This window comes from Halobellus sp. Atlit-38R (assembly GCF_003665925.1).
GTDB lineage: Archaea > Halobacteriota > Halobacteria > Halobacteriales > Haloferacaceae > Haloquadratum > Haloquadratum inordinatus.
On sequence record NZ_QXIJ01000006.1, the window covers coordinates 1 to 18329 of the forward strand.

The following is an 18329-nucleotide window of genomic DNA, read 5'->3' on the forward strand; positions in this document are numbered from 1 at the left end:
CTTGGGCAATCGGTACAATCTCACCAGTGAAGCGGGAGATTTGCGTCATAGACAACCAAGTCATCCCGCTTCAACTCCTTTGATTTAGCGACCCACCCCGACGCTGTCTAGTGATTCAACACAGCCCACTGAAGTCAAACCCACGGACCACAGTCAGAAGGTCCGTGTCTTTGTGAATCAATTCCTCGGCCTGTTGTTCGAGTCTGCGATCAGCAGACTCGAACTGGGATGTCGTTTGAGACATCGCTTTACAGTTGGCCAGCAATCGGAGTCAGTCACCCGCCTCGTGCACAGAATCTGTCGTTCCGAACTCCTGATTAATGGCTCTGTTGAACCCTTGTTTGTTCGACACTATTCGAGGTAAATAGCATTGGGTGGTTCACACGTTAGCGATAGTTCCAGATTTTTGTAGGACTCGGATTACCAGTGTAGTATATCGTCTGGTTCCTCACTTCGAAACTTCCACCCGAAAGAACCAATTCTGTTCTTTAGAATCGCTCGCCATACTTGTTACGCGTCGTAGTGTTTGCAGTAGGACCTTCTTTGGGGGGTTGCATTTGGAGCTCTATGCCAGAAATCACCCGCCTTACCAGATGCACAAACTAGATTGACTTAGATTTTTGTGAAGTGCCAGCGGACACCCGAGCCCGGACGAAACTCGGTATTCAACCGCAGTTAGCGGGACTGTCTCTGTCGAATACCGTCTTGATTCTCGAAGAAGTTGATGTCAAGCGATCGTGCAAAACAATCCACGGTTGGATGCAGAAAGCCGACTACAGCCTGCGAGGGTCGAAGCCCGAATCACGTTGCGGTTGACGAAACCGTGATTCGAATCGGCGATCAGCAATTCTGGCCTGTACGCCGCTGCTGATTCCGACACAAATGACCTGCTGCATTTGCGGTTGTTTGCGACGACAACGACTGCATTAACCGAGATGTCCCTATATGAACCTCGTCAGAAGCACGGTGTCGAATCCGCCGTGTTTCTGGTTGACGGTGCTCAACATACCAGCCGAGCGCTCGCACGGCGTCGCCGAGCGAGCGCTTCGTTGTCGAGTACGACGTTTCGGCCATCCAGCGCTGAGAGTAGCCGTTTGCCCGGATGAGTGCGTTGTGTCCTAGCGTTAACGGCCTCAACCCACGCTGGAGGATGAGTGGTTCGACGCCAAGTGCGTAGAACTCGTATTTCGTGATCCAGTTGTGGAACGCTTTATCGGCGGCGACAGATAGCAGGTCGTCCGCGTTCCGGCGGACGACCTGCGGCCCAGTCTTTGTATCGTGTTTCCACCGGGCAGAAATATGTACGTCAAGGACGGCAAGAGACTCTCTATCGGTTAGCGTCGTCACTTTCAGCGTTTGAACGTTACTTCCCGACCGCTGGCGGTAGTACGACGAGGCCGAGCGACGGTCGAAAAACGTGCTATCGAGTGCCGTATGTCCTGACTGCGGGTGCTGCTGCGCTGGAACGCGCAGCAGCGCCCGCCACACCCACATTTTCAGCCGATCGAACGATTTGTAGATCGTGCTGTAGTCCGGCAGATCGTCTCGATCTAAGCCGAGGACGTCACGAATCTCAGCCATATACTTCAGCCGATTCGGCGTTTCTCGGTAGCTGTGGCCGTCTTCGAGGCGAAGACAGTGTAGCACGACGTGCTTCCAGCGGGCGAACCCGCCGCTGGCGGGCTCGCCCGCGTGCTTTCCCAACTCTTGTTTGACTAGATGCCGACACTGCTCAACGAACTCGAGGAGATCGACTTCCATAGACAGAATTGCTTTCCTCGGCTTCGTCCTTCTACTCCGTGATATTAGCCGATCAGACCGCTATTCAACACGGCAAAATATTGCTCTCTGCCGTAACCGAGTGCCTATGTATGTGCATTACAACAGCTCTATCTATGCCGGCAAGAAGCTCTCTAAATGAAGATGCCGAGGATGACACCACGAAAAAATACCGATATAATATTCACAACATAATCCAAATTGAGTCTGACTTTGTGTTAGAGATACCAAGTCAATTCCTTCGTTGGAATCAAGCACAGGACAAACGGAATGATATTCATATTTATGTAAGGGAGATAGACACGATAGAGGAGGATTATAGTAGAGTAGGGGACATATATTTCTGGAGCGACTGCAATCAGTCGATTTGTGTCGACTGGAGCGAGAAGGGGTTTGGATGGCCAGAGGCAAGGGCCAAGATATCAAATCTATCTGGCAGTACTGACTTGGTAGTAAATAAATCATTTTTACAAAAAGGAGATGTGACTGAACTAGTGATGTCTATCATTAGGTACAAGTTGTGGGTTGAAAATGCTACACTAATTCATGCTGCTGGGGTAGTCAATGGCAGAAATGAGGGTGTTTTGATCCACGGATTCAGCAATATGGGCAAATCTTCAACAGCACTTTTGATGACTGATGAATATGATTTTAGTTTACTTGGTGATGATTCTGTCATTGTCCAAGATCAAACCGTTTATTCATTCCCAAGACCGGTGGGGGTATCTCCCGGCACTTTGCTACCGAGTAATGTATTAAATAAAAAGGAGCGGGTGAGGTATGAACTTAATAAGTTACTTGGTAAATTTCCCGGAGCAGTTTTGCCCATCTATCCAAGTACCCGGATGAAGATCGCTCCGGACCGGGTCGCCAAACTAGTTAAGTCCGCCACTCCTGCATATAATATCTATTTAGAACCGCCTTCAAAAAGTGTAGACTACCAAGAAATCGACTCAGAAAAAAGTAAGGAACGGGCTGCAATTGCAAGCTACTTTGATGGAGATGGAGCAGTAAGTAAATTACACCATTTAGTTCGAAAAGCTATTTATCTTGATGAAGATATAACATCCAGCATACTTGATAAACATAGGTCTATTATCCGCGATTTCTTCAAGTCTGTTGATTCTTTCGAGGTTCGTACGGAAAAAGGAGATTATTCAAAAACTATTTACGATATCACGTCGAGTTGATATAGGAGATATAACGATACTGTTTTAATTAATGAAAATTGGACAAACTTCACTAGTGGTTTTTTTATCTCGGTTGCTTGCATCGGCTTTAGGATTTCTCGCCACACTCTACTTCGCTCGCAAACTCGGTCCGGAGGTAATTGGCCTGTTCGCACTGGTGACGACCGTTGTCGGGTGGTTAACGCTCGTCGGGAACGTCGGTGTCGGGCAGGCAATGAAAAAACGTATCAGCGAGGGGGAGGATCAGGGTGAGTACCTTTCGGCTGCCGTTCTCTGGGTGATCTTCACAGCAATACTCATCTCAATTGGCGTGTTAGTGCTCCACCCCCTTCTGGAGAATTACCTCGGTGAATTCGAACGATACGTCAAAATATCCGTTGTCTGGTTCGTCCTCGGTATTCTGTATATTCAGCTATTACACCGGTCTGTCTTCCGTTTGATTGTTGCTCAGCGTATGGTTCACATTCGCGGGCTGCTGGATCCTGTCAACGTCGGAGGGAGGAGTCTCTTCCAGATTGTTCTGGTGTTCGTTGGGTACGGACTGCTGGGGATGCTCGTGGGATGGATGCTCGGCGGGGTTCTCGTCGGACTGTTAGGTCTCTATTGGGTCCATATCCGACCTGCAAGACCCGCAAAACAACATTTCAAGAGATTGTTCGATTACGCCAAGTTCTCTTGGTTGAGCGGATTGAAATCCCGCGCCTTCAACCAGGTCGATATCCTCCTGCTGGGTGTGTTCGTTTCCTCTTCGCTGGTCGGTGTCTACTCTGTCGCGTGGTCGATTGCAAAGTTTCTCGAGCTGTTCGGGAACGCTATCGGCAAGACAATGTTTCCGGAAATCAGTCATACGTCGGCACAGGGGTCAACTAACGATGTCGCGGGTATGGTTGAAGATTCGCTTGCCTTCAACGGTCTAATAGCGATTCCCGGTCTCATTGGCGGGTTGGTTCTCGCCGAGCGGCTTATGCGGCTGTACGGCCCCGAGTTCGCGCAAGGAGCAACTGTCCTCGCCCTACTCATCCTCGCAACGCTCATCTACTCCTACCAAAGTCGATTGCTCAACACCCTAAACGCAATCGATCGGCCGGACCTCGCGTTCCGCATCAACCTCATCTTCATTGGCCTGAATGCCGTCCTCAACGTCGTCCTAATTTGGCAGTTCGGCGTCGAGGGCGCGGCAGTCGCAACCGCGCTCTCAGCGCTTGTCGGACTCGTGTTGTCGTATTACGCCCTAGACAACCTGATCGAGTTCCAAACCCCGGTTCGCGAGCCTCTCCGTCAAGTTCTCGCCGCGCTCGTTATGGGCGGCGTCGTCTGGGCCGCACTCGACGTGATTGAGACGACAGACGTCGTCAGCCACAACGTTGTTATCGTCCTCGGACTCGTCGGCAGCGGAGCCACAGTGTACTTTTTGACCTTGCTCACAATCTCGCCGCAGTTTCGGGCCACTGTCGACCGGAACCTTCCGTTTGAGGTTCCCCTACTGGGTTAAGCGACAATCCGTGGACATAGGCAGCTATGCAGTTCGGCCAGTTATTGACGATAACAGGGTAAGCAACGAATTCAGCTTGCTGCCCGTCAACACCACCTTGGACACTAACCTCATCAGCACCGTCAATTGCCAGCGCAAGAATGACGCTGGCGCAGTCGTTACTCAAGCAGACCTAGGGAAGGGAATCCGATGAATAACGTCTGTGCCACTGGCTGTCCAACGGGACTGTCAAGGTCATCAAAAGACCTGCAAGTTGCCGATGATCACCGTAGACTCGTGCTGCACATACATTCCGTCAATATTCCAAGCCGTCCTCTCGTACAGTCTCTAGCCAAGACGACCAACCTACTCACCCAGCAGGGCCCGATAATCGAAGCGGTTCCGGTAAACGGCTGGCGTATCGAGATCGGCTATCCGGAGAGCAGAAATAGGACAGATAAATATCAAATATTCTTTGAACTAGGACTGTCAAAATGGCTACTACCGAGAGATACAATCTTACCTAATCACTCCTGAGTCGACGAGGTAGGAACGTCCAACTCTTACCCTCGTCCGGCTAACAAAAGGCTTATTCGCGCTTTCCGAAACATTCCGTCCATAATGGGTTCGCGTAGCGAAACTGACGACGGAGGAGGTCAGTCCGTCCTCGACATCGTCGAAGACTGGTATCAGGTCCCTACTCTCCTCCTCGTGGTAGTCGTAATGTTCGCCTTGCGGATGCAATCCTACTCCAACTTCATCCGCAACGGCGAGGTCTACTTCTCCGGAAACGACGCGTGGTATCACTTCCGAGAAGTGATGTACACGGTGAAAAACTGGCCCTCTACGATCCCGTTCGATCCGTGGACGTACTTCCCCTACGGGACGTTCGTCGGCCAGTTCGGGACGCTCTACGACCAGATCGTCGCGACCGTTGCACTAGTCTTAGGACTCGGGTCACCGAGCGAAGCGCTCATCGGCAAGACGCTTCTAGTCGCCCCAGCTGTCGCAGGTGCACTCGCAGCTATCCCGGTATACTTCCTCGGTAAGCGGCTTTCCGGGCGACTCGCCGGTCTCTTCGGCGCGGTCGTTCTGATGCTCCTACCGGGCACGTTCCTCGGACGTACGCTCGCTGGGGTAGCCGACCACAACGCGGTCGAACCACTTGCGATGGCGCTGGCCGTCCTCGGATTCGTCATCGCCCTCCAGAAGGCCGAATCGACGATGCCCGTCTGGGAAGTCGTCAGGGAAGAGCTTCTCGAAAGCCGCAGCCTCAATACACTCAGTGAACCACTAAAGTGGAGCCTCCTTGCTGGATTCCTTACCGGACTCTATATCTGGACCTGGCCGCCAGGTGTGATCCTCGTGGGTATTATCGGCGTCTTTGCCCTCGTCAAAATCCCGAGCGACGTCGTCAACGATCGTACGCCAGAGCCAACGGCGTTCGTCCTCGTGGCGAGTATGCTTGTTGTGACGGTAATGTCGCTCATCGTCGTGGAAGACGTTGGGTTCAATACGACGATTCCTTCCTTACTCCAGCCTGCGTCCGCACTGGGCGTCGCCGCCGCTGCAATCGCACTCTCGTGGCTTGCGCGGATCTGGGAAGGGTCCGATCTCGACGCATCACTCTATCCCGCTGGAGTCGGCGGCATCTTGCTCGTCAGTCTCGGTATTCTCGCGGTTCTCCCATTCGGTCTTCTCGACCTCATCGCGACGAACCTCCTGCGTATCGTCGGGTTCTCTGCCGGGGCGGCCGCCCGAACCATCGGCGAAGCGCAACCGTTCATCGCACAAAGCACTCTCCAACGATATGGCGTTGGTGCCGCTGGCCGGATCTCTCTCGAATACGGTCTCACCTTCTTCACCGGACTGGTCGCAGCCGTCTGGCTGCACACGAAGCCACTCCTCAAGGAAGGAACCACGCGAGCGTACGGCTACATCGCTGGATCGCTCGCGATCATCGCGCTCGTCTTCCTCATTCCGCCGCTCCTCGGTGGAATCGAGAGCGTCACGGGCATCAATCAACAGGTCGCTGGCCTCCTCATCGTCTCGGCGCTCATCGTCGGCGCGACCTTCCTCGCCGACTACGACGCCGACAACCTGTTCCTGATCGTCTGGGCGGCGTTCATCACCTCGATGGCGTTCACCCAGGTGCGATTCAATTACTATCTCGCTATCACCGTCGCCGTCTTCAACGCCTACCTCTTCGGTGAGGTTCTCGGGTGGCTCAACCTCCGCACGTCGGCGCGCGAAGCAGTCGACGACATCGACGGCTATCAGGTGCTCGCGATTGTCGCGACGGTTCTGCTCATCCTCGGACCGGCACTCACGGTCCCGATCGCCGTCGGCAACACGCAGACCTCGCCGGCCTGGCAGTCCGCACAGAACAACGGCCCGGGAGCGGTCACCGTCTGGGACGGCTCCCTCGAATGGATGCAGAACAACACGCCCGCGGAGGGTAATCTCGGCGGTGCAGGCAACGCCGATCAGATGGAGTACTACGGCACTTACCAGCGGACGGACGACTTCGAGTATCCCGACGGCGCCTACGGCGTGATGTCGTGGTGGGACTACGGCCACTGGATCACTGTCCAAGGCGAGCGTATTCCGAACGCCAACCCGTTCCAGGAGGGCGCGACCACGGCGGCGAACTTCCTGCTCGCACCCAACGAGACCCAGTCTCAGGACGTCCTCGCCTCCCAGAGCACCGAAGGCGAGAACACCCGCTACGTGATGGTGGACTGGCAGATGGCGACGCCCGGATCGAAGTTCGGCGCGCCGACGGTCTTCTACAACGCAGAGGAGAACGTCTCTCGGCAGGACTTCCTGCAGACGCGATACCGCTTCGACGACTCGAACGACGGGCAGTTCGTCGGGACCTTCCAGCTCCGCACGCAGCGCTTCTACAACAGCACGATGACGCGGCTGTACTACTACCACGGGAGCGCGCGGCAGCCCTCGCCAGTCGTCGTCGACTGGGAGCCGCGACAGGTCCAGACGAACGCCGGCGACGCGGTCACCGTGCCCGCCAATCCGCAGGGCAACAGCACGTTCATCAAGACGTTCGACAATATGAGCGCCGCGCGCGAGTACGTTGAGAACGATCCGACCTCCCAGATCGGTGGCATCGGATCCTTCCCGAGCGAGCGCGTCGAAGCGCTCGATCACTACCGGCTCGCACACGTCAGCGATACGTCGGCCGGACAGTCGATCCTCCGGACCACCGGCCGCGACGCACAGGTCGCCGGCGTCAACCCGCAGGTGACGGTGCCGAGCAGCCCAGCGTGGCTGAAGACCTTCGAGCGCGTCCCCGGCGCGACGGTCCAGGGAAGCGGTGCGCCCGCGGACACGACGGTGACCGCGAGCACCGAACTCCGCATCCCGACGACGAACTCGACGTTCACCTACACGCAGCAGGTGGAGACGAACGCGGACGGCGAGTTCACGATGACGCTGCCGTACTCGACGACCGGCTACGACGAGTACGGTCCCGAGAACGGCTACACGAACGTCAGCGTGCGCGCGACGGGCCCGTACACGCTCTCGACGCCCGCGACGTTCGACAACGGAACGATCACCAGCTACCAGGCGAACCTCTCGGTCTCGGAAGGTCAGGTCAACGGTGACGAGGACGGCACACTGAGTGTCGAACTCGAAGAGAACGCCCAAGAGCTCAACATCGGCGGCTCGTCGGACTCCGGCTCGTCTTCGGGCGACACCAGCGGTACGAGCGAATCGGGCACTGACAGCACGTCCGGTGACTCGACCGCAACGCAGTCCTCGCTGAGCGCCTCGACAGCCGAAAGCGACGCAGCGCGCGCGTACTGAGTCGCCGCAGATCAGCAGTAAATCACTTTTTTGCTCTGTTCGACGGACACCAGTCACGGCCGTCGCAGGAAGTACGGTTAGGTATTCACTAAATTCGCACAGTTCCGCAGAAGCACGTAGTTCTGTCATAGTGATATTTCGTTATCTTCCGTCTCATTGGCCTAATTTCACCAGTAATAGAACCACCACAAGTATTAATAACTCGAACAGTGTAGTTACTAATACACAATAGTGACTGGAGACCAACTGCACGCCACAGACCACGGGTCGCACAGCGCCGCACAGAACTCGGGCTGGGTCGTCGGCGGCATCGGACTGGCCGCGTTGCTCGTTCTCTCGGGAGCGGCAGCGCTCGCCGACGTCTCCTGGAAGCTCATCGCGATTTCCTGGACGGCGTTCGCCGCGATGGCGATCGGCGCGCCGCTCGGTGCCCGCGCGGTGAAATCCGAACACCTGCTGGAGCCGGTCTGGGGATACGGCCTCGCGAGCGGTGCGATGGTGGCGAGCGCCGCGCTGTTCCTGATTCCGCAGGCACTGAACCAGCACGGCCAACTCGGCAGTCTCGGGATCGCACTCGGCTTCCTCGGCGGCTACGTCGGACACACCATCGGCCACCGCTTCGCACATCTCGACCTCCCGATCGATCGCACGGCGTCGGAGCTGACCGTCCACGCGCTCTCGGCCGGCGCCATCATCGGCGCAATTTACACGGCGATGCCGTCGCTCACCTCGGTGCTCGGTCTCGCGCTCGTCTCGCACAAAGCGCCCGCCGGCTACGCGGCCGCGCGGCGACTGGCCGAACGCGGCCGGTCGGTCGCGACACTGTTGCTCCCGGCGGCAGCCGTCGGCCTCGTCGCACTCCCGGTCGGCATCCTGGGCTTCTCGCCGACGAGCGGGTTCCGTGGATTGTTCTTCGGCGTCGCGGCCGGCGTCTTCCTCCACGTCGCCGTCGACCTGCTGCCGGAGTGTTCGACGGGCAGTGAGACGTGTCCCGTCGACGCGGACTACGACGGCGACATTCACCAACTCCAGGACCGCCTCCGGAATCACGCGGCGCTGAGCGCCGTTCTCGGAGCTGTGGTCGTCGTGGCCGCGTGGGCGCTGGTCGTCTGAGCGATCGGTCTCGCCACTCCTCTATCCCTTACCTTACTACGCATCCCGCGTTCTCGCGTATTTCAACACTACAAAACTGCAGAAAGGCTAACTGCCGCTACTCGACGGTCATCGACACGTCGCCCATCTCTCGGAACGCCGTCTCGTAGCCGTCGTGGCGGGCGACCTGCGGTGGGATCGTCGTCGTGATCGTCAGTCCGTCTCCGGATTCGACATTAGAAACTGACGCGCCGTAGTGATACCCGAGGTCGGGGTCGAGCGTGCGCGTCAGTCGACTCTCGAACACCGTCTCGCCACCGCGCGTCAGCGTCGCTTCGAGGCCCATCATCGGGAGCACGAAGCGGTTGTACGGCGTCCGTGTGGAGACGTACAGGTACGGCTCCGCGCCGAAACGCTCGCTGTCGCCCTCGACGAGGAACGTCTGGAACACGGCGTCGCCGAAGTTCGGCGCGCCGAGGTGCTGTCCGGGCAGCGAGTCGGCCGTCGGGGCTCGACCGGCCGGAACGCCGTCCATCTCCATCAGCATCGCTGCGTCGCGAACGCCGGCGTTCTTGGGGCGCATAATCGAGACGCTGTGCAGTTCGTCCGTCTCGAAGGTGAACGGGATCGTCACCGTCGCGGCGGACTCGAACGCGCCCGCGAAGCCGCCGGTTCGACGGAGCGAGACGCCCCCGACGTGGACGCGCGCCTCGTACTCGCCCTCGCCGTCGAGCGCGTAGTTCGCGCCGTAGTGAAAGCCCATCGTCTGTGAGAGCATCGGATAGGCGACCTCCTCGGTGACGAGTGTGCCGTCTGTATCCAAAATCTCGATCGTCACGCCCGAATCGAGCGGGAGGACGCGGCCGGTCTCGGTGTCCCACAGCGAGACCATCAGGTGGACGTCGTCGTCGGCTTCGACGACCGTCTTCGACGTCTCAGTTCCAGAGAGGGTCCAGAAGCGATGGGGGTACGAGTAGGTGAGGGCGACGCCGTAGCGGCCGGCGGTCGTCTCGCCGTAGGTTTCCATCCCTTCGATGACCGCCGGAACGTACACCGCGTCGGGGCGGTCCTCAGCGAGCGGGGGGTCGCGCCAGGCGGATTGGCGCTGGAAGCCGAGCGTCTGCAGACAGCCGGCAGTGCCGAGAAGAGCGCCCGTCGCGACGCTGCCGAGGAGCGCGCGGCGGGTCGTGCGTGGTGGCGACATCGTCTCCGTATCGGGAGGTCGTCGCTCGACGCTGATGACGGTTCCGAAGGCGATGGATAGCGCCGGCTCCCCTGTTGGGACGCAGTGGTGCCAGCAAGACCCAGCCGCGACTCCCGATACTCACCGCATCTCCTCGCGCGTCAACCACTCGTACTCCGCGTCGGCCCGCTTCCGTTCGTCCACCCGAATCCCAGTGTAGTTTCGGATCAGATCCGTCGTCGAGACGACGCCGACGACGTCGAGGCCGTCGACCACGACCAGGCGGTGGACACCGTGATCGTCCATCTCCTCGGCCGCGCGACGGGCCGACGCGGACGGCCCGATGGTGACCAGCGGGGCGCTCGCCGCAGCTCTGACTGGAATCGAAGAGAGCGGCTCGTCCGTCTGGTACGTCGCGTCGAGCACGTCGTGCTCTGTGATCATCGCGCCCGGGACGCCGTCGTCGGTGACGACCGCGCTCCCGACGTCTTCGTCGAGCATCTTTCCGACCGCCTCTGCGAGCGACGACTCGAGGTCGACGGTGACGACCGACGGCGAGAGGATGTCGCTGACGCGCATCACTCCACGGTCGTGTGGGGAGAATAAAGAATTTCCGAGCGACGAGGCGACGAATGCGATGAGAAAGGGGAAAGAGGAACGAGAAGATTGCCGCAGGTCGCCGTCTAGAGGAAGTCTTCGATGTGGTCGGCGACTTCGTTCGGCGTGTCGCCGACGGGGACGCCCGCGTCGTTGAGGGCGTTGATCTTCGACTCCGCGGTGCCGGTGCCCGAGCCGGAGACGATGGCGCCCGCGTGGCCCATCCGCTTGCCCGGCGGGGCCGTCCGCCCGGCGATGAAGCCCGCGACGGGCGTGTCCATATTCTCCGCGATGAACTTCGCGGCCTGTTCTTCGTCTTCGCCGCCGATCTCACCGCACATCACGACCGCGTGCGTGTCGGGGTCGTTCTCGAACGCTTCGAGCGCGTCGACGAACGACGTGCCGATGATCGGGTCGCCGCCGATGCCGATCGCGGTGGTCTGGCCGATCCCGCGATCCGTGAGGTTCGAGACGACCTGGTAGGTCAGCGTCCCCGAGCGGGAGACGAGACCGACGTTCCCGGACTCGAAGATGTTGCCGGGGAGGATGCCGAGTTTGGCCTCGCCGGGCGTGATGATGCCGGGACAGTTCGGGCCGATGAGGCGGGTGTCCGTCTCAGAAAGGCGCTTGTTCACTTTCGCCATATCCTGGGTCGGGATGCCCTCGGTGATGGCGACGACGAGGTCGAGATCCGTGTCGAGCGCCTCGAAGACGGCGTCGCCGGCGAACGCCGGCGGGACGAACACGACAGACGCGTCGGCGTCTTCGGCTTCGACGGCCTGATCGACCGTGTCGTAGACGGGGACGCCGGCGACTTCCTGACCGCCCTTGCCGGGGACCGCGCCCGCGACGACGTTCGTGCCGTACTCCATCATCTGCTCGGTGTGGAACTTGCCTTCCCCACCGGTGATTCCCTGTACCACAACGCGCGTGTCGTCGTCGACGAAGATGCTCATTGGCTTGCCTCCTGTGCGTTTTCGACGGCCTGTTGAACCGCGTCTTCGAGCGTCGCCTCGACGTCGACGAGGTCGGTGTTGAGGATCTCCATCCCCTCCTCGGCGTTCGTGCCGGCGAGGCGGACGACGACCTCCTTCGGGATCTCGTCGAACTGCCCGAGGGCCTCGTTGATACCTTTCGCGACCTCGTCACCGCGGGTGATGCCGCCGAAGATGTTGAACACGACGGCGTCGACGTTCTCGTCGGAGAACACCATATCCAGCGCGTTCGCGACGCGCTCTGCCTTCGCGCCGCCGCCGATGTCGAGGAAGTTCGCGGGCTCGCCGCCGTAGTAGTCGACGAGGTCGAGCGTCGTCATCACGAGACCGGCGCCGTTGCCGATGATGCCGACGTTGCCGGAGAGACGAACGTAGTCGAAGCCGTACTCGTTGGCCTTCTGTTCGAGTTCGTCTTCGGCGGCCTCGTCTTCCATCTCCGCGAGGTCCGGCTGTCGGAAGAGCGCGTCCTCGTCGATGTTCATCACGGCGTCGGCCGCGACGACCTCTCGATCCGCGGTGATCATCACGGGGTTGATCTCGATCTCGGAGGCGTCTTTCGACTCGTAGAGGTCATAGAGCGTCGAGAGGATGGAGGCGACGTCGCCGGCGACGTCCTTGGGAATGCCGGCGTCGTAGACGGCCTTCCGCGCCTGGTAGGGGTGCAGCCCGAACGCGGGGTCGATGTGCTCGCGTGCGATCGCTTCGGGCGTCTCTTCGGCGACCGACTCGATGTCGACGCCACCCTCGGTCGAGACCATCGCGACGGGCTCGCCCGCGCCGCGGTCCATCGTGATTCCGACGTAGAGTTCGTTCTCGAAGTCGACGCCGGCCTCGACGAGGACCTTCTCGACGGTGTATCCCTTGAGGTCCATCCCGAGGATCTCTTCGGCGTACTGTTCGGCCTCCTCCTCGGAGGTCGCGATCTTGATGCCGCCGGCCTTCCCGCGGCCGCCGACGTGTACCTGTGCTTTGATCGCCGCCGGGAAGCCGATGTCCGCGACCGCCTCGACGACCTCGTCGACGGAGGTTGCGAGGTGAGATTCGGGCACCGGAATGCCGGCGTCGGCGAAGACATTCTTCGCCTGATACTCGTGTAAGCGCATCGTCCGAGGGAGGGGCGTGCGCCCGCATAAATCCCGCCGATATCGATTCCTCGATGCGGCAGTTTTCGCGGCTACGACGCGAGTTTACTCGAATTCGGGTAGCTCTACACAAGCCGCTATCGCGACTCGCAATCGGGAGCGCATCTCGGAGGGAACGCATTCGTCTCGGAGGGCACGCGTTCATCTCTGAAGACACGCGTACGTCTGCTTCGGCTTCCTTTATGAACCTCCGTGTCAAATCGACGGCCGATGCGCGCAGTCAGATTCCACGAACACGGTGGTCCCGAGGTACTGACGGTCGACGAAGTCGACGAACCCGAACCCGAACACGGGCAGGTCGTCGTCGACGTCGAAGCGGCCGGCGTGAACCCGGTCGACACGTACTTCCGCGAGGGAGCGTACCCGGTCCCACACCTCCCGTTCATCGGTGGCGGCGACCTCGCGGGCACCGTCGCGGAAGTCGGCCCGGGCGTCGACCAGTTCGCCGTCGGCGACCGCGTCTTCGGCACCGGCCTCGGCAACGGAATGCCGGGCTCGTACGCCGAAGCCGCCGCCGCGCCCGCAGACTACCTCGCACACCTGCCCGAGGAGATCGACTTCGAGGCGGCCGCCGCGCTCGGGACCGTCAGCGCGACCGCCTGGCAGGCGCTCGTCCACCACGCGCAGGCCGAGCCCACCGAGAACGTTCTCGTCCACGGCGGCAGCGGTGGCGTCGGCCACGTCGCAATCCAGCTCGCAGAGACGATGGGCACGCACGTCCACGCGACGGCGTCGCCCGAGCACTTCGAGACGCTCTCGGATCTCGGCGCGGAGCGGGTCTTCGACTACAGCCGCGACGACCTCGAAGACGCCGTCGTCGGCGCCGGCGGCGCGGACGTGGTCGTCGACCTGCATATGGATCAGTACCTCCAGTTCAACGCTGACGTGGCGAACCCCGGCGCGCGGGTCGTCGGCATCGGCAACGACACCGCCGAGGGCGGCTTCGACAACATCGGCGTCACGAAAGGCAAGGAGATCCAGTATCAGTTTATGTCGCTGTTCAACGCCGACGACATCGGCGCGGTGCTCGCGCGGGTCGCAGATCTGGCTGCGAGCGGCGAACTCGAAGCGGTCGTTCACGAGACGTACGACTTCGAGGAGGCGGGCGAGGCCCAGCGTGCGGTCTTGGAGGACAGTTTCGTCGGAAAGCTCGTGCTGGTGCCGTAGTCGGTCACACGCGCGAGAGGGCCGCCCAGGCGAGTGCCCCGACGGGGAGCAGAAAGAACGGCGCGAACACGAGCGAAAGGCCCCACGCCAGCGCGTCACTGACGTCCGGCGTGAGGAACAGCCCGGCCGGAATCGCTAAGAAAAAGAGCAGCAGCACGCTCGCGGCGGCGATGACAGCCGGATCCCGTTCCGGACGCTCAGTCTGTTGTACTGGAAGATCTAGCCGCGCTACCGCTCGGTCGATGTCTCTCACGGGACCGAGTCGCACGTCCCGATCGACCGACTCGACGTCCGCGATCGTGAGCGTTCCCGTGCCGAGCAGCCGGTCGGCGATCGCGTTTCGGACCGCGAAGTCCGCTCCCGAATCGACCGACGCGATCCACTGTGGCGCCTCCAGCGCAGTGTCGTAGGCGACGAGGTCGTCGCCGCGGCGCTGGTACTCGACCGTCCCGTACCGGAGGAAGTAGCTGAGAACCCGAGCGGAAGCGAGGACGAGCACAGCCAGGAGCGCGACCGCGAGCCACAGGAAGTCACCGGCGACGATCGCGAGCACGAGAAAGACGAGCGTGAGGAACCCGACTCGGTTCACGAAGCCGAAGCCGATGGCCCCGACGCTCCCGAGCAGCACTGCTCTGGCGTCGGCCGTGACTCGCCCGCTGACGTCCGCGTTCGGCAGGTCGAACTCCGGGGGTGGTTCGCTATCCGTCTCGTCGTCGAAGAACCGCTCGCGTAGTCGGAGGATCGGCGTGCCGACGTGTTCGACGTAGAACTGATACATCGACACCGTCGTCTTCGCCGCGACGACGAGCGCGAGGATCAGGAGGCCGCTCGCGCGGCTCTCGGCGGCCGCCAGCAGGCCGACCGAGACGACGACGAGCGACAGTTGCGCTGGCGTCCGCACGATCTCCTGTGCCGACACGTCGGCGTACTCGCCGTTCCCGATGTACTCGAAGACGAAATCGGATCCCTGTGCGATCACCAGCGCACCGGTTCCGAGCGCCAGATCGAGTGTGAGTACGAGCGTCAGGTCCGCCGAGAACCAATAGAGGACGCTCAGTGGGACCACGGTGACGAGCCAGAATCCGAGTATCGAGAGTGCGAAGGGGAGATTTCGGGGATAGAGCGGCGGCCACGTCGGCCGAAACTGCCAGCCGCCGCGTTTCTCCCGAAGTTCGTGAAGCGGTTCGATCTGTCCGGGGATCCCGGGCGAGCCGCGTTCGGCGAACAGCGCCTTCACCGCGGCCAGGACGACCGTACTGAAGGCCTCCACCCAGTAGGCGACGAGCAGCGCTGTGAGGTCCCAGCCCCAGGCAACGACGCCGACGAGCGGGAGGAGGTTCGCGCCGAGGAGGGCGGCGGCACCGACGAGGAGGGTCGCCGTCGAATCAGAGCGGCCGGGGAGTCCGCGCATTCGCGTGGGGGGTTCAGTTTCGGACGGTAATTAAATACTGATCCGAAGCGGATCGAGTGACAAAAGCGACGCCGTCCCGGATCCAGCCGTCGGTCGCAGGCGAGCGGTGGACGGGTGCGTACGTATGTACGGAAACGTTCTCTCTGAGACGATTGTGTACAATTTTCGGGTCGTTCTCGCCCGATAATCGCGTATCTTATCACCCGGTCGGCGACTAGCCCCGGCCAGCAATGAGTGAACGAGAAACGTGGGCGACGCGCGCAGGGTTCATCCTCGCCGCCGTCGGCTCGGCGGTCGGCCTCGGGAACATCTGGCAGTTCCCCTTCAAGACCTCCGAGTACGGCGGGGCGACGTTCCTCGTCGTCTACCTCGTCGCCGCACTGGGTATCGGTCTCCCGGCGATGCTCGCGGAGTTCGTCGTCGGTCGGAGAAGCAGTCTGAACGCGATCGGCGCGTTCGAGGAACTGGGCCATCGGAACTGGAAGTGGGTCGGCGTCCTCGGCGTCGGCACCGGCTTCTGGATCCTGTCGTACTACAGCGTCGTCGGCGGGTGGGTCCTCCGCTACATCGGCGGCAGCGTCACCGGCGCGTACTTCGCGGACCCCGCCGCCTACTTCGGTCAGATCTCGGCGGGCGTCGACGCGCTCGCGCTCCACGCGCTGTTTATGATCCTCGTCGTCGCGATCGTCGCGGGCGGCGTCGAAGACGGGATCGAGAAGGCCACGAAGCTGATGGTCCCCAGCATCGTCGTCATCCTCGCTGTCCTCGGCGTCTGGGTGTTCACCCTCCCCGGCGCGGGACCGGGCTACACCTACTTCCTGTCGCCCGACCTCTCACAGCTCAGCCTGAGCGTCTCCTTCGACCCGCTGCCGTCGTTCAGTGGGCCGCTCACGGATATCATTCCGTTCGCGGTGAGTCAGGCGTTCTTCTCGCTGTCGCTCGGGATGGGCGCGATGATCACCTATGCGTCGTACATCGGTGACGATCAGAGCCTCTTCGGCGACAGCATCACCGTCGTCGTGCTCAACAGCGCGGTCGGGATCCTCGCGGGTCTCGTCGTCATCCCGCTGCTGTTCGTCCAGGGCATCGAGCCCGGCAGCGGCGGCGCGGGCGCGCTGTTCGTCAGCCTCGCGACGGCGTTCGCCGAGCTTCCGGCCGGCCGACTCGTCGGCGTCGTCTTCTTCGCGGTCGTCCTCATCGCGGCGCTCTCCTCGGCGATCAGCCTGCTGGAGGTCGTCGTCTCCTACGCCGTCGACAACTACGGCGCGCGCCGCCCGCAGATCGCGGCGGTCCTCGGGGGGCTCATCTTCCTGCTCGGCATCCCCTCGGCCTGGGACACCGCCTGGCTCGGCTGGTTCGACACGCTGGCGTACCAACTGCTGCTCCCGCTGTCGGTGCTCGGCATCCTGCTCTTTGCGGGCTGGATCTACGGCCGTCCCGCTGTCGACGAACTCCTCTCCGGCTCGTCGCTCGGGTCGGGCGTTGGGATGACGTGGCTCTGGCTCGCGCGGACGGTCGTCATCCTCGGCGTGCTCCTCACGCTCGCGCTCGGCGTCCAGACGCTCTTCATCGACGGCGCGATCGTGCCGCCGCTGTAGGCCGGTCGTACCTCGAATCACGAAAGGAGTGATCCCGCAAACCGCTCCGAACCCGTCGGCGTTCCCGCACTCTCGACGGCGGAGAAGCAGTTCCTGACTACACTGCGTCCTCACCGCGACACTGCGTGAGGACTTCTCCGACGACGTCGCGGTCGGCCGCGATGAGGTACCGTCGGCCACCGATCAGTTCTGTCGAGTGCTGGACGGCGACGTGGCCGTCCGCCTCGGCGATGACCACGGAGCCTTCGGGGAGCGCAGTGGACACGACCTCGCCCGCCGCCGGCGCGTCGTAGTCGATCCGTACGTCGAGGACTTCCAGTTCACCGGTGACCTCCTCCAGCGTGCGGACGTCGCTCCCCGACAGGGCGTTGACCGCCGCGCGGACGCTGGCGCGCTCGGGGAAGTAGACCTGATCGACGTACTCCTCGTACTCGTCGCCCGCGCCCTCTTCGATTCGGGCGACGGTTCGGAGCCCCGTCGCGTGGCGTTTCGCCGCCATACAGACGACGAGGTTCGTGTCTTGTTTGTCCGTCAGTGCGCCGACGGTGTCCGTCCGGTCGGTGATGGCCTCGTCGAGCACCGACGGCTTCGTCGCGTCACCTCTGATGACGTCGATGTCGTCGTCCCCGATGGCCCGCCCCGGGTCCGGATCGATGACCGTAACGTTCCACCCTCGGTCAGTAAAGTGCTGAGCCACGCGGTGGCCGACACGTCCGCTGCCTGCGATCACGATGTGATCAGCATCAGTCATAGTTGTTCATTACGGTCGTGATAAATAAGTCTCCGCCCAGCACACCGGCGGCCTCGGAGTCGTCGCGGCACCGACGATCGCTGGCGTCGCGCTCACTGCCGCGGGGCAAAATCCCTCACGAATGA

12 protein-coding genes and 2 pseudogenes are annotated in these 18329 nt (G+C 61.2%); 7 read left to right on the top strand and 7 right to left on the bottom strand.

What is annotated here, in order from left to right; all coding sequences use genetic code 11:
* Positions 1-606: 606 nt before the first annotated feature.
* Positions 607-1028: pseudogene (locus D3D02_RS21175) on the top strand (IS6 family transposase); the annotation flags it as partial.
* Here D3D02_RS21175 and D3D02_RS09720 read toward each other — a convergent pair.
* Positions 991-1761, bottom strand: a pseudogene (locus D3D02_RS09720) (transposase); the annotation flags it as partial. The pseudogenes D3D02_RS21175 and D3D02_RS09720 overlap by 38 nt on opposite strands.
* 134 nt (positions 1762-1895) lie before the next feature.
* Between D3D02_RS09720 and D3D02_RS20290 the strand changes: the two are divergent.
* From D3D02_RS20290 to D3D02_RS09735, 4 genes are all read left to right on the top strand, one after another.
* Positions 1896-2969, top strand: a complete 1074-nt coding sequence (locus D3D02_RS20290) for a hypothetical protein (protein WP_147435601.1) — start codon at positions 1896-1898, stop codon at positions 2967-2969.
* Positions 2970-3000: 31 nt separating this feature from the next.
* A complete protein-coding gene (locus tag D3D02_RS09725; RefSeq protein ID WP_121569795.1) occupies positions 3001-4461 on the top strand; it encodes a polysaccharide biosynthesis C-terminal domain-containing protein in 1461 nt (486 codons plus the stop codon).
* A 600-nt stretch (positions 4462-5061) separates the two neighbouring features.
* On the top strand, positions 5062-8268 hold the full coding sequence (locus tag D3D02_RS09730) for an oligosaccharyl transferase, archaeosortase A system-associated (RefSeq protein ID WP_121569796.1): 3207 nt from the start codon (positions 5062-5064) through the stop codon (positions 8266-8268).
* Between the two features lie 405 nt (positions 8269-8673).
* Positions 8674-9381 carry a ZIP family metal transporter gene (locus D3D02_RS09735; protein ID WP_121569998.1) on the top strand — a complete coding sequence of 236 codons (708 nt, stop codon included), beginning with the start codon at positions 8674-8676 and terminating at the stop codon, positions 9379-9381.
* A gap of 97 nt (positions 9382-9478) precedes the next feature.
* Here D3D02_RS09735 and D3D02_RS09740 read toward each other — a convergent pair whose 3' ends face one another.
* From D3D02_RS09740 to sucC, 4 genes are all read right to left on the bottom strand, one after another.
* Complete coding sequence (locus D3D02_RS09740) at positions 9479-10564, bottom strand: iron transporter (RefSeq protein WP_121569797.1); 1086 nt, start codon at positions 10562-10564, stop codon at positions 9479-9481.
* 120 nt (positions 10565-10684) lie between these two features.
* Positions 10685-11122, bottom strand: coding sequence for a CBS domain-containing protein (locus tag D3D02_RS09745; RefSeq protein WP_115821727.1), 438 nt, complete (start codon positions 11120-11122; stop codon positions 10685-10687).
* A 104-nt stretch (positions 11123-11226) separates the two neighbouring features.
* Positions 11227-12096, bottom strand: coding sequence for a succinate--CoA ligase subunit alpha (gene sucD / locus D3D02_RS09750; protein WP_121569798.1), 870 nt, complete (start codon positions 12094-12096; stop codon positions 11227-11229).
* Positions 12093-13238, bottom strand: a complete 1146-nt coding sequence (sucC, locus tag D3D02_RS09755) for an ADP-forming succinate--CoA ligase subunit beta (RefSeq protein ID WP_121569799.1) — start codon at positions 13236-13238, stop codon at positions 12093-12095. Before sucC ends, sucD begins: the two co-directional genes overlap by 4 nt.
* Positions 13239-13487: 249 nt before the next feature.
* Here sucC and D3D02_RS09760 point away from each other — a divergent pair, with 249 nt between their 5' ends.
* Positions 13488-14444: an NADPH:quinone reductase gene (locus tag D3D02_RS09760; RefSeq protein WP_121569800.1), complete on the top strand. Its 957-nt coding sequence runs from the start codon at positions 13488-13490 to the stop codon at positions 14442-14444.
* A gap of 4 nt (positions 14445-14448) precedes the next feature.
* On the opposite strand, the gene D3D02_RS21180 is transcribed toward D3D02_RS09760, so the two are convergent.
* Positions 14449-15855, bottom strand: a complete 1407-nt coding sequence (locus D3D02_RS21180) for a DUF6498-containing protein (RefSeq protein ID WP_233560632.1) — start codon at positions 15853-15855, stop codon at positions 14449-14451.
* A gap of 230 nt (positions 15856-16085) precedes the next feature.
* Between D3D02_RS21180 and D3D02_RS09770 the strand changes: the two genes are divergently transcribed.
* Positions 16086-17453 carry a sodium-dependent transporter gene (locus tag D3D02_RS09770; protein ID WP_121569801.1) on the top strand — a complete coding sequence of 456 codons (1368 nt, stop codon included), beginning with the start codon at positions 16086-16088 and terminating at the stop codon, positions 17451-17453.
* Between the two features lie 97 nt (positions 17454-17550).
* On the opposite strand, the gene D3D02_RS09775 is transcribed toward D3D02_RS09770, so the two are convergent.
* Positions 17551-18204 carry a TrkA family potassium uptake protein gene (locus D3D02_RS09775; protein WP_121569802.1) on the bottom strand — a complete coding sequence of 218 codons (654 nt, stop codon included), beginning with the start codon at positions 18202-18204 and terminating at the stop codon, positions 17551-17553.
* Positions 18205-18329: the final 125 nt, after the last annotated feature.